Annotated in this window: 14 protein-coding genes and 1 tRNA gene; 9 read left to right on the top strand and 6 right to left on the bottom strand. The window is 54.0% G+C overall.

Annotated features, from left to right (window positions below):
* Window positions 1–56: 56 nt before the first annotated feature.
* The 3 genes from BLQ17_RS03740 to BLQ17_RS03750 form a co-directional block, all read right to left on the bottom strand.
* Window positions 57–131: transfer RNA gene (locus tag BLQ17_RS03740), tRNA-Gly, on the bottom strand.
* 95 nt (window positions 132–226) lie between these two features.
* Window positions 227–1,528 (bottom strand): CBS domain-containing protein, encoded by a 1,302-nt coding sequence (locus tag BLQ17_RS03745; RefSeq protein ID WP_092219935.1) that lies wholly within the window; start codon window positions 1,526–1,528, stop codon window positions 227–229.
* 24 nt (window positions 1,529–1,552) lie between these two features.
* Entirely contained in the window at window positions 1,553–2,365 is an 813-nt protein-coding gene (locus tag BLQ17_RS03750; RefSeq protein WP_092219937.1) for a M48 family metallopeptidase, read from the bottom strand.
* 200 nt (window positions 2,366–2,565) lie between these two features.
* Here BLQ17_RS03750 and BLQ17_RS03755 point away from each other — a divergent pair, with 200 nt between their 5' ends.
* Together BLQ17_RS03755 and BLQ17_RS03760 are read left to right on the top strand one after the other, a co-directional pair.
* Window positions 2,566–3,714 carry a SprT-like domain-containing protein gene (locus BLQ17_RS03755; RefSeq protein WP_092219939.1) on the top strand — a complete coding sequence of 383 codons (1,149 nt, stop codon included), beginning with the start codon at window positions 2,566–2,568 and terminating at the stop codon, window positions 3,712–3,714.
* Window positions 3,701–4,090: an Mth938-like domain-containing protein gene (locus BLQ17_RS03760; protein ID WP_092219941.1), complete on the top strand. Its 390-nt coding sequence runs from the start codon at window positions 3,701–3,703 to the stop codon at window positions 4,088–4,090. Before BLQ17_RS03755 ends, BLQ17_RS03760 begins: the two co-directional genes overlap by 14 nt.
* 25 nt (window positions 4,091–4,115) lie before the next feature.
* Here the strand turns inward: BLQ17_RS03760 and BLQ17_RS03765 are convergent, their stop codons facing one another.
* Together BLQ17_RS03765 and BLQ17_RS22475 are read right to left on the bottom strand one after the other, a co-directional pair.
* A complete protein-coding gene (locus tag BLQ17_RS03765; RefSeq protein WP_176761066.1) occupies window positions 4,116–5,381 on the bottom strand; it encodes a lactate racemase domain-containing protein in 1,266 nt (421 codons plus the stop codon).
* 196 nt (window positions 5,382–5,577) lie between these two features.
* Window positions 5,578–5,733 (bottom strand): hypothetical protein, encoded by a 156-nt coding sequence (locus BLQ17_RS22475; RefSeq protein WP_176761067.1) that lies wholly within the window; start codon window positions 5,731–5,733, stop codon window positions 5,578–5,580.
* Between BLQ17_RS22475 and BLQ17_RS03770 the strand changes: the two genes are divergently transcribed.
* From BLQ17_RS03770 to BLQ17_RS03805, 7 genes are all read left to right on the top strand, one after another.
* A complete protein-coding gene (locus BLQ17_RS03770; protein ID WP_092219945.1) occupies window positions 5,732–6,820 on the top strand; it encodes a hypothetical protein in 1,089 nt (362 codons plus the stop codon). The genes BLQ17_RS22475 and BLQ17_RS03770 overlap by 2 nt on opposite strands.
* Window positions 6,821–7,116: 296 nt before the next feature.
* Window positions 7,117–7,851 carry an ABC transporter ATP-binding protein gene (locus tag BLQ17_RS03780; RefSeq protein WP_245694980.1) on the top strand — a complete coding sequence of 245 codons (735 nt, stop codon included), beginning with the start codon at window positions 7,117–7,119 and terminating at the stop codon, window positions 7,849–7,851.
* Window positions 7,852–7,875: 24 nt separating this feature from the next.
* Complete coding sequence (locus BLQ17_RS03785; RefSeq protein ID WP_092219949.1) at window positions 7,876–10,260, top strand: ABC transporter permease; 2,385 nt, start codon at window positions 7,876–7,878, stop codon at window positions 10,258–10,260.
* Between the two features lie 66 nt (window positions 10,261–10,326).
* Window positions 10,327–11,535 carry an efflux RND transporter periplasmic adaptor subunit gene (locus BLQ17_RS03790; protein ID WP_092219951.1) on the top strand — a complete coding sequence of 403 codons (1,209 nt, stop codon included), beginning with the start codon at window positions 10,327–10,329 and terminating at the stop codon, window positions 11,533–11,535.
* Between the two features lie 147 nt (window positions 11,536–11,682).
* Window positions 11,683–12,258, top strand: a complete 576-nt coding sequence (locus BLQ17_RS03795; protein ID WP_092219953.1) for a TetR/AcrR family transcriptional regulator — start codon at window positions 11,683–11,685, stop codon at window positions 12,256–12,258.
* Between the two features lie 46 nt (window positions 12,259–12,304).
* The gene (locus tag BLQ17_RS03800; RefSeq protein WP_092219955.1) at window positions 12,305–12,805 is read left to right on the top strand and encodes a DsrE family protein; all 501 of its coding nucleotides are present in this window, start codon (window positions 12,305–12,307) and stop codon (window positions 12,803–12,805) included.
* Between the two features lie 16 nt (window positions 12,806–12,821).
* Window positions 12,822–13,283, top strand: a complete 462-nt coding sequence (locus tag BLQ17_RS03805; protein WP_176761068.1) for an Lcl domain-containing protein — start codon at window positions 12,822–12,824, stop codon at window positions 13,281–13,283.
* A 68-nt stretch (window positions 13,284–13,351) separates the two neighbouring features.
* Here BLQ17_RS03805 and BLQ17_RS03810 read toward each other — a convergent pair whose 3' ends face one another.
* Window positions 13,352–13,684, bottom strand: a complete 333-nt coding sequence (locus BLQ17_RS03810; protein ID WP_092219959.1) for a hypothetical protein — start codon at window positions 13,682–13,684, stop codon at window positions 13,352–13,354.
* Window positions 13,685–13,746: the final 62 nt, after the last annotated feature.

Genomic DNA, 13,746 nt, shown 5'->3' on the forward strand with positions numbered 1-13,746 from the left:
CCTGGAACAAGAGAGAAGAAATGAAGGGGTAGCGAAAGCGAGGAGAGGGGGGCAACTGGAGCGGGAAACGAGATTCGAACTCGCGACTTCAACCTTGGCAAGGTTGCACTCTACCACTGAGTTATTCCCGCTCTTTTCGTTGTCAACGAGATGTGCTTTTTATCAGAAGCAGCAGCTGAAGTCAACTTTTTTTTTGGTTCGGCGAGGTATAAAAATCACCATCATGTCAATCGGGCAGCAGGTCGTAGTAATAGGTGAGGATGTCGGTCCTGGTGACAATGCCCACCACTTGTTCATGGTCCACTACCGGCAGATACCCCACATCGTTTTCGATCATGATCCTGGCGGCCATGGTGGGGGTGGTGGCGGTGGTGATGGTGATCACCTCGCGTGACATAAAAGCTTTGACCGGACTGTTCCACTGGTTTTTTTTCTTGATCCTCTTGAGATCCCACAAAACGATCACGCCGATAATTTTTTCATCTTCCATCACCAGTATCCCGCGGATGTTTTTTCTCGCCATGATGTCCCTGACTTCATGCATGGTGGCGTCCGGGGACACAAAGACCACGGGAAAGGACATTATGTCGGAGATCGAAGCACGTTCCAGGCTCTGGGTGTTGAGCTGGGCCAGGATCTTGGTCTTGATAAGCTCCGGACTGCTCTGCTCTCTCCTGATGGTCGCCGAGCCTGCACCACTGTGGCCACCGCCGCCCAATGCAGCCAGTACCTCTCCCACATCGACGGCATCGACGCCGCTTCTGCCTATTATGGTATACCTGTCTTCGGTGGTGAAAATCACAAAGAGCGCGCTGACATTGACGATTTTCCGGTACATGTTGACCACCGCCGCGAGGTTGAAAACCTTTTTTTCCAGATGTACCACGTTGAATCCGATCAGGTGCCCCTTGACGGTATGTTTTTCCGTCTCCTTCATCATTTCAAACAGAACCTCTTTCTGGTTCTCTTCATACGGGGGATTGAGGAAGAAATTGGCAACGTTGAGATCGGCACCGTTTTCCAGCAGAAAGGCGGCCGCCGCTGCGTCCTCGGCGCTGGTCGTCGGAAAGGAGAGGTGCCCCGTATCTTCGTAGAGGCCGATGAGCATAATCGTCGAGTTGAGCGGAGAGAGCTGCATCTTCCTTTTTTTCATCTCTCGTATCAGCAGGGTGATGGTGGCGCCGATCCTCTCCCGGCACTGCCAGGTTGGTTCGATATTACCGCTGGCGGGCAGGTGATGATCCCACAGGTCGATCGCAAGATCCGTGCGGTTTCTGAGTTTTTCCATGCGGTCCAGCCGGGGCCAGTGGTCGGTGTCGACGACCACCAGCTTGTCCACCTGGTCATGGGCGACTTCGTTTGGCAGGATGAGGTTGAATGCGGTTTTATGGGTCGATAGAAACTGCTCAACGTTTTTATTGGTCATTTTCGGGACCACCCCGATGCAGTCCGGGTAGAGCAGGGTGGCGGCAATGACCGAGGCGAGACCGTCGAAATCGGTATTTTTATGGGTTGTGGCGATAATCATCGGTGGTTGGCGAATGGCTCAGGGTTAATTAAGCGGGTGGACCGGTCTCTTGCCAGGGGCGCGATAATAGTCCATCATCTCCTGGGCAAGGCCCTGAAGAACCTTTTGTCTGTTTTCCGGTGAGGGGTGGGTGGAAAGAAACTGCGGCGGGCCACCGTTGCCCACCTTGGCCATTTTTTCCCACAGGGTACCGGCCGCCCGGGGATCGTAGCCGGCTCTTGCGGCAAGCTCGATACCTATCTGGTCCGCCTCGGATTCGGACGTTCTGCTGTTGGGCAGGGTGATGGCGGTGGTCGCGGCGATGGAGGACCCGGCGATGATCGCCTCCTTGTACTGATTATCACCTAAGGCAAGAGCAACGCCCATCAGCCCAAGCTGGGATGCCAGCACCATCGACATTCTTTCCGCGGTATGGTTGGCAAGGGCGTGGGAAATCTCGTGGCCCATCACCTGGGCGATTTCATCGTCGGTCGCCTCGAGTTTGTCAATCAGTCCGGTATAGATCGCCATCTTGCCGCCGGCCATACACCAGGCATTGACCGTCTCCGGATCGTCAATGACCCGTACCGACCATTTCCAGTCGCTGGTATGGGGAAACAGTATCACAGCCTGTGCGACAATCTTCCCCGTGATTTCACGTACCCTTCCGGAGGTTGTGATGTTGCTGTCGATCTTGCCCTGATTCTGCAGCGGCATAAGGGCCTGCTGGTATGCTTGTTCCGAGGCGACTATCGCCTGCTGCGGCGAGATAAGCATAAGCTGGGAGCGTCCGGTGGGACTGGTGGTGCAAGCGGTAAGGACAATGGCAACAAAAAGGGGAAGAAATTTTTTTATCATGGCTCAGCTATAATCTGCGAAGAAGAGTTTTACTCTTTGAAAATATCGATTACCCTCCCTGGGACAATCGGCTGCCCGGCAGCTCTTTGTGGATACAACCTCTAATGATATCAGGAAACTGTACGATTTTTTATAATAATATCGATATGAGGATAAAAAAATGACCACCGGTATGTTCCGGCAGGGTTCTATGGAGCGATATGACCGGAAAAGACAATGCTGACAGCAGGCTTGAGGCCAGGTGGGTTGTTCAGCTGATGGTGGAGTTCCACACGATATGCCACGATTTCAGGATCGATCTCAAAGCGCCTGTCTTTGAAATAACGGCTACCACAACCCGCCTTGGCAGCTGGAGCCCCGCCACCAGGACCATCGGGATCAGCCGTGAACTTATCAGCAACTACCCATGGAATTTTACCGTGCAGGTGCTCAGGCACGAGATGGCTCACCAGCTGGTCACTGAACGGTGGGGCGGAGGGAAAAGTCATGGGGAAAATTTCGGCCGGGCATGTGAGCTGATCGGGGTTGCACCAGAATTTCGCGGATGTACCGTGGTCACCGGCGCCTGTCTTGACAATCTTGCAACTGGTTCTTCGCCACCCCCGCAAGGGCAGCGTCTTGTTGCCAAAGTAGAAAAATTGCTCGCTCTTGGCAGCTCTTCGAACCTGCATGAGGCTCAGCAGGCGCTGAAAAAAGCGGGAGAGCTGATTGAAAAACATCAGCTGGGCGCTCTTCTGGCGGCAAATCGTCAACCCTATTGTTCGCGGATCATTGCCCTCAGGTCTAAGCGGATCGCGACCTACAGACGCCATCTCGGTGCTCTTCTCCAGGAATTCTTCAGCGTCCAGGTGGTTTTCTCCTGGCTGTACGACCCCCGTGATGACCAGTCTTACAGGACCTTGGAACTGTTTGGCTCCCCTGACAACGTTGAAGTGGGGGAATACTGTTTTCATTTCCTGGAGAATCATTTGCTGCTGTTGTGGCGGCAGCAGAACAAAATGATGGGAAATGGAGGGCGAACCCTGAAAAACAGTTTCTATCTAGGGGTGGTGCGGGGGTTTTACCAGAAACTTGAACAACAGAAAAAAAGCGGGTTGGGCCAAACTCACCTGCCAGGCGACGACCGGTCACAGCTGGTTCTGGCCGAAGAAAAACGGCTGGCCGCTTTTGTCGCCGGACGCTATCCCCGGCTGAAAAAAACAGCGGGGAGAAAGACAATTGTCGCCGCAAGTGTTTATAGTACCGGAATACGGCGCGGACACGGGCTTGATTTTGCCGCCGGTATTGCCGGGGAGCGTACCGTGCAGCAGCTTAACTGGAACAGGGGAGGACACGATGGCAAACGGTGAAGCAGGGGTAAAAACATCACCCCGTATCCTGTCTTACGGCTGGGGGAAGATGGAGATAGAGGGTCTCGGCAGGGGGAAGGACTTCAAGCTGTGGCCAGGAGGCGGCAGGCCGTGGGACTGGAGCGAGTACGGCACGGGCCATCGTGCGGGGGTGCAGCCGGGGGATATCGAAGAGCTGATTGACAGCGGGTGCACCACCATCATCCTCACCACCGGCAGGATGCGACGGTTGAGGGTGCCCCGGGAAATAGTGGACCAACTTGAAGACCGCAACATAAAAGCCATTGTTGCCGATACCCGGAAAGGAATCTCGACGTACAACGAATATGTTGCACGGGGCGAGCGGGTCGGTGGCCTGTTCCATTCCACCTGTTGACAGCAAGGCCCAGGCCAGCACAATATCACTTCCGCGGTGCGGGCGGTTGCGCTTTTTTTCCCACCACCAGCATGGAGCTGTTGGCGGCCAGTGCCGTTGATCCGGAGTGATCGAAAATGATCTCTTCAGCCGTGGACGCCGATATTTTCTTTACCCCTATGGTTTTGCATACGGCCTCATCCAGCTCGGTTACGAGCAGGATGTTGATTCGTTCGGTTTTCGCCATCATCGCCAGGGCGGTGCCGCCGTTGCCGGCATAGTTCTTTGCCAGGTGGGAAAACGTTTCTTTGGGGCCGCCCATGGTGAAATAGGGCAGAAAGTTCGTGGAGCCGGTGCCGTCTATGCACTGCGCCAGCATGATCAGGGTTCCGCCGTCCCGTACCAGGGGAGCCACATTATGAATGGACTTGTGTGCCTGGATGAAGTTGATGTCTTTGGGGTATCCTCCGGTCGAGGCAAGGACCAGGTCAAAGGTCCTGTCGGTCTCCACCTTGTAGCACAGGTCCAGCTTGTTGCAGATCTCCAGGAAGTCGTCATAACTGTGGCCGAAATGGTAACTGGCAACCTGGCCGCAGCTGTTGAGCAGGGCGTGTACCGACAGATAGCCCGGAACCATCCGGTGGATTTCAAGAAGATCTTCGGCCAGGGGGTTCCGGGCCAGATTGCCCGGCCGGCAGCCTTCGGCAAGTTCGCCTTTTTGCCTATCCAGATAGAGGCTGTGGTTGGCGTAAATTGCATCACGCCGGGCAAGGCCGGGAAATATGAGCTTTCGGCCGCCACCGTAGCCGGCAAAATAGTGGTGCGATATCGCGCCGATGGTGAGAATCAGTGAGGAGTCGGCCAGACTTTTGCGTATCGCAACAGGAGTTCCTCTTCCGGTTCGGCCAAGCTCGATAAATGCGTCCCGGTCGTTGCAGTCGTGGTGGATGAACCGGTAGCTGTTGTATACTTCTCCATAGGCGACAACGCACTCCTGATCGGACTGTCGCGGGTGGGTGCCGTAGGCGATGTAGAACGTTACCCGGTCTTGTCCCGCACCTTTTTGTTCAAGAACTTCCGCCACCCACGGAAGAATTACCGGGTAGCCGCAGAGCCTGGTCTTGTCGGCGACGATTACGCTCACCCTGTCGCCGACAGGTCTGGCGCCGATCAGCTCGATAAGGTTGTTGACGAACCCGGCGCGGTCTGTCCCGCTTTCCGGTTCGGTGAAGCGAAAGCTGCGGGTATCTTCGGGAAGCGGAAGTGAAATGGAGCTGTTGCCATATTTTAAGGATACCAGGTGGTGTGTCACTATATGCTCTTGTTGATGTTATATTGCGTTGTTCCTCAAGCGATTGTTTTCAGCGGTCCGTCAGTGTTTTGCCAATATCCTCAATGCAAAATATTCCCCCCTCTGTCTGAGCGCAACATATATTTTCCGGCGCTCGACGCTTGCCGCGTGAGTGGCTCGGGGTACATATTTAAATTTTATCGGTAAGTCGGATATGCTATATTCCGCTGCTGTCGGTTCCGGAAAAAAGAGCAGGATTTTCCTGTTTCAGCCCGGATCGCTGCTGCAGGTGGAGTGATTGTCCTGTTACCCGCAACAGCGAAAAAGACGGCAAACAATCAAACGATTCCAGGAGGGTATCAACTGTTCTCATGACAAGTCTTGTTATTCATGTCGGTCCGGGAAAATGCGGATCTTCGTCAATTCAGCACTTTTTTGCCACCCAGCAGCAGCCGTGCATTCAGAAAACATGTTACCGGCTGCTCGATCCGGCGGAGATTCTCAAGCTGAACCGCAAGGATCCGCCCATGGGGCTGCTGGGCCGTTTCAGAAAATATCTGGCAGACACCCTGAAAGATTGTGAAGTCATGATAATCAGTCATGAATTCTTGTTTCAGTGTCCGCACGCCGTCGGTAATATATGTAAAGTTGTCGACGGGCTGTTCGATACCATCACAATTGTCGGATATTGCCGCCGCCAGTCGAATTTTTTGATATCCGCTTATTCGCAGTGGTTGTTCAGGGCTCCGGGCCGAATCAGGGAAATAGATGGGGTTCTGGCCGGTTGGCAAATCGATTCCGCCCTGTTTTCCGGGCTTGAACGACAACTTATCGCCTGTGTCGCCGATGATTTTCACAGTGCCCGGCAGCTCTCCGAATACAGTATCCTCGATTGGTCCGCTGGTTACGGGAATATAACCCGACTGATTGACGATGGGCGTGTGGTAACCAAGTGCGGGGTGTTGCCGGGGAAGGATTCCGGGGTATCCCTCATCGGCGATTTCTGCGAAAAATCGCAGCTGGATCTGCGGCGGGAAGCCGAGCGGGCGGCTTTCCGGGTGGAGAATGTCAGCTTCAACCAGGATATAGTCGAAGCGATCAGCAATGGTGCCGCCTTCGGGTTGGATGTCCCGGGCCCCCATGAAGACAACGAGGTTATCGCCCTTCTCTCCGCTCTCGTTGATGACTGGGACCGTCAGCCGACCGAGTTTCTTTCCTGCCTCAAGGCCTACACCGACACGTTTTACGAAAGTTCCAACATGAGTCTGTGCCGAACCTTCGGCCTGCCCAGGGCCTATTTTGCTCCGGAAAAACGATTCGAACAGGCAGAGATAAAAGCAATAATAAAAGATGAGAACCTCCACCGGGCGGCGAACAGTTCTGCTGTTGTCAACGAGTATCGAATGTTGTCTGCGAAAATGATCGAACTGTGCCTGAAGCTTGCCAAAAACAGCCGCTGACCTGAAACGGCCGGTCAACCGGGAAACCGGTGTCTTCACAGACCGCTGGCCATCGCAAAAAAACCACGGGGGATAGTGGCCCCTGTCCGTCTGGGTCGAACCTCTCCTGATATCGGTACCATGTGGAGTACGATCATTTCAGCCCGGGTAAAAAACTGTAAAAGTTACCTTCAGGCAGCCACCGGCTGCCTGAAGGTGCAGTCGGAGCTTTTGGTGGCGTTGATGCCGCTTGCGGGCGCGGGTGTTCAACGCCTGGATAAAGTGATATGATATGACAATGATATGGGATAAACGACATGGCAGACGGAATTGGGGAGGAAATGATCATGCCGGGGGCGGGGTTTAAAAATGTTGCGCCCCTGGTGCGGCTTGAGAATGTTTGTCGGACTTTTTTCATGGGAGAGGTCGAGGTGAAGGTCATACGAGGGGTGGATCTTGAAATATATGCAGGCGAACTCCTCATCATCCATGGCGAGTCAGGGTCGGGCAAGAGCACCCTGCTCAACATGATCGGTGGTATCGATCGCCCCAGTTCCGGCATCATTTTTTTTAACGGCAACGAGCTCACCGCATATTCCGAAAAGGAGCTGACCGAATTCAGACGTAACCAGGTCGGCTTTATTTTCCAGTTTTACAATCTGATCCCATCCCTTACCGCCGTGGAAAACGTGCGGGTGGCCACGGAAATCGCCACCAATCCCATGGATGAGGCGGAGGCTCTGGAGCTGGTCGGTCTTGGCGACAGGCTCGACTATTTCCCCTCCCAACTCTCAGGAGGACAGCAGCAGAGGGTGGCCATCGCAAGAGCCCTGGCAAAACGTCCGCGATTAATGCTCTGCGACGAGCCGACGGGGGCGCTTGACCATGAGACCACCGAAAAAATTCTTCAGCTGCTGCACAGGATCAACAAGGAAACGGAGACTACCATGGTGATGATAACTCATTCGTCGGCTCTTCTTGCGGTCTCGGACAGGTCGGTGACGCTTTCTGACGGGAAAATCTCCGGTGGCCGCCACCGCCGGGCAGGCTAACCCTGCAAACGGCTAAAGGTCGCGATGGCGATGACGGTCCTTGGCAGAAAGCTGGTACGGGACGCGGCAGGGAGCTGGGTGCTGATCGTGGCGGTCGCTATCATGATTGCGGTCGGCGGTGCAAGTTATATCGCGATGATGTCCTCGTACAGGAACCTGGAACGGACCAAGAACCATTTTTATACCCAGTGCAGACTTGCCGATTTCTGGATCGACCTGAAGAAGATTCCGAGCGGCGATGCCAGGCGCCTGGCCCGGCTGCCCGGCATCGCCGAAATAAGGAACCGGATTCAGTTCCAGGTGATGCTCGATTTTCCCGACAGCGTAAAACCTGTCGGAGCCTTGCTCCTTTCTCTTCCCGATTTCCGGTCCCCGATTGTTAATTCGATAATCGTAAGAAAGGGAACCTATTTCACCAAAGAACAGGATAATCAGGTGATCCTGTCGGAGAAATTTGCCGAAGCCCGCAATATTCACGTCGGCGACCGGGTGCGTACCATTGTCAACAACCAGCGCCGGGAACTTATCGTGGTCGGCACCGCGATCTCCGCCGAATTCGTTTACCTCACATCTCCGGGCTCGATGCTTGATCAGCCTGGGAGTTACGGGCTGATGTGGGTGAAAAGGAGTTTTAGCGAAAAAATTCTCGGGTTTGAGGGCAGCGCCAACTCCATTGTCGGCCTTTTTTCCGGGTTAAGCTTGACCGGTCGGCAGCAGCTGCTTGAAACGATAAAGAGGGAGGTCGACGGCTTTGGCGTGTTTGATGCGACATTACGCAACAAGCAGTTTTCTCCGCTGATCCTTGACGCGGAGATGACCGAGTTGAGATCGATGGCGCTTACCATGCCCCTGTTTTTCCTGGTGGTGGCGGCCCTGGTCCTCAATATCATGATCAGCCGAATGGTGGAGCAGCATCGCAGCGTAATAGGCACGCTCAAGGCGCTTGGCTACTCCAGTTTCAGGGTCGGTATGCATTTTGTGAAATTCTCTGTTGTGCCGGGCGCGCTGGGGGGGGTGCTCGGCTGTATACTGGGGTGGGTGCTTGGCTCGGTGATGGTTGAAATGTACCTGCTCTATTTCTCATTTCCCCGGCTGGAGAACATCATTTACCCGGGACTCTACCTTGCCGGGCTATGCGTTTCGATCGGTTCTTGTGTCGCGGGTGCGATGAAAGCCGTTTGGCGAGTGGTTCGCCTTGAACCGGCGGAGGCGATGCGTCCTGCGCCTCCGCCGGTTCAAAGATCTGTACTGGTCGAGAAATTTACCGGATTATGGCAACTGCTTGATGTCCAGTGGCAGATGATAGTGAGAGGGGTTCTGCGCAATAAGGGACGGACGGCTATATCCGTTTTTGCCGCGGCCACCGGGAGTGCTATCGTGCTGTTGACCTTCGGCTTTGTGGACTCCCTTGACGGCCTGATAGAAACCCAGTTCAGCAAGGCCATGCGCAGCGATATTCACCTCTTTTTCGGCGATGAGATGCCCTATGAAACATTGGACGACGTCAGACGGTTTCCCGGCGTACTGCAGGCCGAGCCGGTACTCAATGTCGGCTGCAGTCTTAAAAACGGTTCTAGGAAGGAGAGCGCCAATGTTGCCGGTATTCGGCCGTCAAGTGATCTTACCACCCTTTTTGATAAGGAGATGCGTGAAGTTTTTCTGCCTTCGGCAGGGCTGGTCATGTCGGCACGGCTCATGGAAAAACTGGATATAAGGCCCGGTCAGACGCTGGAGCTCACGCCGGTAAAAGGGATTCGGCGAACTGTTCGTGTTCCCGTGGTGCAGCAATACCAGTCCGTTATCGGTATGGGACTGTACGCCGATATTCACTGGCTCAATTCGCTTTTGAAGAATCAAGGGGCAATCAATGAAGTCCGGGTAAAACTCAGTCCGGACGAGGTGCTGCGCCACCATTTTCTTGTCAGGATAAAGTCGCTTCCAAGGATTGAGACGATAATGGATATTGAAGGTCAGAAAGCTGCCATGGTCGAGCAGCAGGACCGCCTGATGGGCTATACCGCGATCCTGATGGTCGGGTTCGCCGCCACTATTTTTTTCGGTACCATCCTCAACACCAGCCTGGTACGTCTTTCCGAGCTCGGCCGGGAAATAGCGACCTTCCGGACTCTGGGCTATCATGACTTCGAGGTGGCGAACCAGTTTTTGAAGGAAAATCTGATGATAAATCTTGCCGGGACGGTGATCGGTCTGGGGCTTGGCTACTGGATGCTGATCTATACCATGGATAATTTTACCACCGACGCCTATTCGATGGTGGTCTATCTTTACCCGGAAAGCCTGCTTTACACGGTTTTACTGACGGTTTTATTTGTGGTTGCGGCGCAGCTGGTGGTCAACCGGAAGATAAAAAGGCTCAACTGGCTGCAGGCGCTCGGCATAAATGAATGATGCACCAAACACCAGTATAGAGTTGCAGATGTTGCATCAGATATACTTTAGCATAAAGAGGATTCAATGACATCCGCCAAACGGGGAAAAATATTCTGGATTCTAACTCTTGTCATCGTGGCCGGCGCGGTTGTGGTGATGAAGTTTTGGGCCGGTTCCATGGGGGCGGTCTCGGTCGCAACCCTTGTCGTCCAGCGGGGGACCATGGAGACTTATGTCGATGAGCGGGCCCGCACCAGCCTGGAGCAGGTGTACCATGTTACCATGCCGCTCAATGGCCGGATACTGCCGCTGCAGGCGGAAGAAGGCGACCGGGTGATGAAAGGCCAGGTGATAGGGAGAGTTGAGGACGCCGACTGGAAGGATGCGCAAGTAGAGGTCCAGTCCATAGCTGCAACGTTTGCCAGTTGGCTCGATGCCTCCAAGGCCCAGGTTGCGGCCGCACGGGTCCAGTATGATTTTGACAAGTGGGACTGGGAGCGTCACAGCCGCCTTGCTGAAAGTTCGGCGATAAGCGAAAGACAAACACGTGATATCAAGCGCAACTATCTCGATTCCAGGGTTCAGCTGGAGTCAAGCCAGGCTATGTACTACGCTACCAGGGCGATGCAGGCCGTGGTTGACCTCCTGCCGGGGTATGTGAACAGGAACTTTGACAGGACCGTGATCAAGAGTCCGGTTTCAGGTACCGTGCTCAAGCGTCATGTCACCAATGAAAAGGTGATGACTGCAGGCGAGCCTCTGTTGGAGATCGGCAACCTCAAGGAGCTGGAGGTCAACGCCGAGATATTGACCGATGAGGCGGCGTATGTGCATGTCGGAGACAGGGTTGAGATTTACGGTGCAGGACTGGACAGCAGGCGCCTGCCTGGAGTGGTTCGCCTCATCGAGCCCAGTGGGTTTACCAAGGTATCGTCCCTGGGGGTTGAAGAACAGCGGGTCAACGTGAAAATTGCGTTTATAAACGACGCTGCCGGGAGCGAACAGGAGGGCGGCTTAGGGCTCGGACTGAATTACCGGGTGCGGATAAAAATTATCACCGAACAAAAAAAAGATACAATTACCGTTCCCCGGACGGCTCTGTTTGCCGACAGTGAGGGGGCGTGGCAGCTCTTCAAGGTGAGCGACGGCGTAGCCCGGCTGACCAGGGTGGAGATCGGCTTGGCAAACGATGCCAAGGCGGAAATCGTCTCCGGTCTCTTCCCCGGGGACCGGATTGTCCGCCTGGTCCAGGCCGGGCTTGAAGACGGTGTCAAGGTAAAGCTAGTCGAATAGGCGGAGCTTGTTGGTCGGATCTGTTTTTAGGGGGGGTGAGCTCCGGGATACCGAAAATAAGTTGTTGACGTACTCTGTTTTAGAAATTAATATCATTCTTTACTAAAACGAACGTTCGTTCTAGTGGTATCTGTTGAAGGAGACAAGATGGGCAACAACCCGGTAGATCGCAAGGAACTGATCCTGGACACTGCGTTGAAGCTGTTTACCAAAAATGGTTTTTTCAACACCTCTGTTCATGACATCCAGAAAGACGCCATGGTAAGTATCGGATCGATTTACCACCATTTCGGGAATAAGGAGGCAATTGCCAAATCGCTGTTTCACCATATAGAGTCGGATATCACCGGAATAATCGAATCAATCATGGTCAACCATGAAACGGCCCATGACCGCTGCCGGGCGGTGATCGCAAAATTCTTTGAGATAACCGAACATAATCCCGATCAGATGAATTTTCTTCTCTATGCCAAACACCGTGAGTTTATGCCGGATCAGCAGCCTCTCTGTTCCTCGCGCCCTTTCAGCTTAATGAGTCAGATAGTCGATGAAGGCATGGAGCGGGGTGAGATTCGGCGAATGGATCCGCTGGTTGCCGCAGTGGCAGTTTTCGGGGGAGCGATCAGGCTCATTTTTTTAGAATTGGACGGGGTGCTTGAAAATCCGTTGCGATCTTATCTGCACGAATGCTGGCAATGTGCGTGGCGTTCGGTGACTGGGTAACGATTGGGGGCGGTGCAGAACAAATATTCATTTGTCAGGAGGGAAAATGGTTCGTAGAATGAAGTATATTGTTGCCGTGTGGTGTATCTTTTTGTTATTCCCCTGCCTGCCAAGCCTTGGCGGCGAGATTGATGACAGCGATGCGCTGGCAGGCGTTGGGGCGGCAAAAATTATTTTTGACATCAATCTCAACGATGCCAACAAACTCGAACTCTATCTCGGAGTAATAGAGAGGACCAGAAACAGTCTTGTCGACCAGGGATTTGACCCGGATATCGTGATCGCCTTCAGGGGAGCGTCGGTACGCCTGGTAACTACTGAGACCTGGTCGTTCACCGAGGAGCGGCAGCTGAGCCTGAAGAGGTCGGCGCAAATGCTCAGAGAGCTTGCCGGTGCGGGAGTGAAGCTTGAGGCGTGTTCGGTCGCCGTCGAATTGTTCAAGGTTGACCGCAAAACCATCCTGCCGGAGATAAAAATTGTCGGCAACACCTTCATATCCCTGATGGGCTACCAGAGCAAGGGGTATGCCCTGGTGCCAATCCAGTAATAAAAGGAGTCTGGCCATGTATCGACATCATCGTCTGTTTTGTAAAACAACTCTTATCGCGGTTGCCTGGATGGCCCTGGTGATTAGTCTTTGCCCGGTTACAAAAGCGGTCGCGGCGGATCGACTGCAGGTTGTCTCTGAGAAGATTTTTGCCGACACCAAGAAAGAGTTGATGTGGCAAACACAGACTTCAAAAAGGCTGAAGTCACCAAAAGAGGTGGTAGCATACCTTGAGAAAATAAACAAAGGGCAATACAGCGACTGGCGCTTACCGACCGGGGTGGAACTTTTTACCCTTACTTCGATTTTTGATATGAAGCAGAACGGCGCCGTAAAAATTCGCGTCGAAGGGAAGTTCTGGCTGTCGGACCAGCCGGGCGATTACCATGTCGGCTCCTGGGAGATAGGAGACGGCTGTGGCCCGTCGCGAAGTTACTATGAAGGCGAAGCCGGGTACGTAAGGGCGGTAAGGCCGTAGGTTGTTGCCCGGCCCCCTCCGGGCAACAAGGATGTGTGGCGCAGCTGCATCCGGTCCGGGGCCGCCGGTCAGGCGGTTATCATCTCCTTTCTAACCATGCGGTCGATGAAGTCGAGCACGAATTGCCGCTGGGTATCAGTGGCGTGGGCGATACAGGTGCAGTGCAGGTTGGATTGACTGCGCACCAGCAACTCAAATTTGACACTGTCCCTTGTTATTTCCACCGCCATGTAGAAAGGGCCGTGTTGTTCGTGGCCCTGCTGTGCCTCGGACAGCAAATCATCGGGCAGTTCTATCCAGTAGATGCCGATCATCGGCCCCCGCTTGATCGTCCGTTTCAGGTATGAGTCTATGTTGTCGCATTCCATCGGCGACAGTTCATCTATTACAAATTGTCTCATTGTCTGTTGTCGTCCCTGTTATCGTTGTTCCCCGCCGTATTCTCCCTGGTGCCGGAAATCAG

Origin of the sequence: Desulforhopalus singaporensis (assembly GCF_900104445.1) — a bacterium.
Classification (GTDB): Bacteria; Desulfobacterota; Desulfobulbia; order Desulfobulbales; family Desulfocapsaceae; genus Desulforhopalus_A; species Desulforhopalus_A singaporensis.

Bases quoted from the DNA above. Each gene is read 5' to 3' on its own strand.
- BLQ17_RS22475 (WP_176761067.1), bottom strand. From the start codon at position 5,733: ATGAGAACAGTTGATACCCTCCTGGAATCGTTTGATTGTTTGCCGTCT.
- BLQ17_RS03750 (WP_092219937.1), bottom strand. From the start codon at position 2,365: ATGATAAAAAAATTTCTTCCCCTTTTTGTTGCCATTGTCCTTACCGCT.
- BLQ17_RS03770 (WP_092219945.1), top strand. From the start codon at position 5,732: ATGACAAGTCTTGTTATTCATGTCGGTCCGGGAAAATGCGGATCTTCG.
- BLQ17_RS03790 (WP_092219951.1), top strand. From the start codon at position 10,327: ATGACATCCGCCAAACGGGGAAAAATATTCTGGATTCTAACTCTTGTC.
- BLQ17_RS03810 (WP_092219959.1), bottom strand. From the start codon at position 13,684: ATGAGACAATTTGTAATAGATGAACTGTCGCCGATGGAATGCGACAAC.
- BLQ17_RS03780 (WP_245694980.1), top strand. From the start codon at position 7,117: ATGGCAGACGGAATTGGGGAGGAAATGATCATGCCGGGGGCGGGGTTT.
- BLQ17_RS03805 (WP_176761068.1), top strand. From the start codon at position 12,822: ATGTATCGACATCATCGTCTGTTTTGTAAAACAACTCTTATCGCGGTT.
- BLQ17_RS03800 (WP_092219955.1), top strand. From the start codon at position 12,305: ATGGTTCGTAGAATGAAGTATATTGTTGCCGTGTGGTGTATCTTTTTG.
- BLQ17_RS03795 (WP_092219953.1), top strand. From the start codon at position 11,683: ATGGGCAACAACCCGGTAGATCGCAAGGAACTGATCCTGGACACTGCG.
- BLQ17_RS03785 (WP_092219949.1), top strand. From the start codon at position 7,876: ATGGCGATGACGGTCCTTGGCAGAAAGCTGGTACGGGACGCGGCAGGG.
- BLQ17_RS03760 (WP_092219941.1), top strand. From the start codon at position 3,701: ATGGCAAACGGTGAAGCAGGGGTAAAAACATCACCCCGTATCCTGTCT.
- BLQ17_RS03755 (WP_092219939.1), top strand. From the start codon at position 2,566: ATGACCGGAAAAGACAATGCTGACAGCAGGCTTGAGGCCAGGTGGGTT.
- BLQ17_RS03745 (WP_092219935.1), bottom strand. From the start codon at position 1,528: ATGATTATCGCCACAACCCATAAAAATACCGATTTCGACGGTCTCGCC.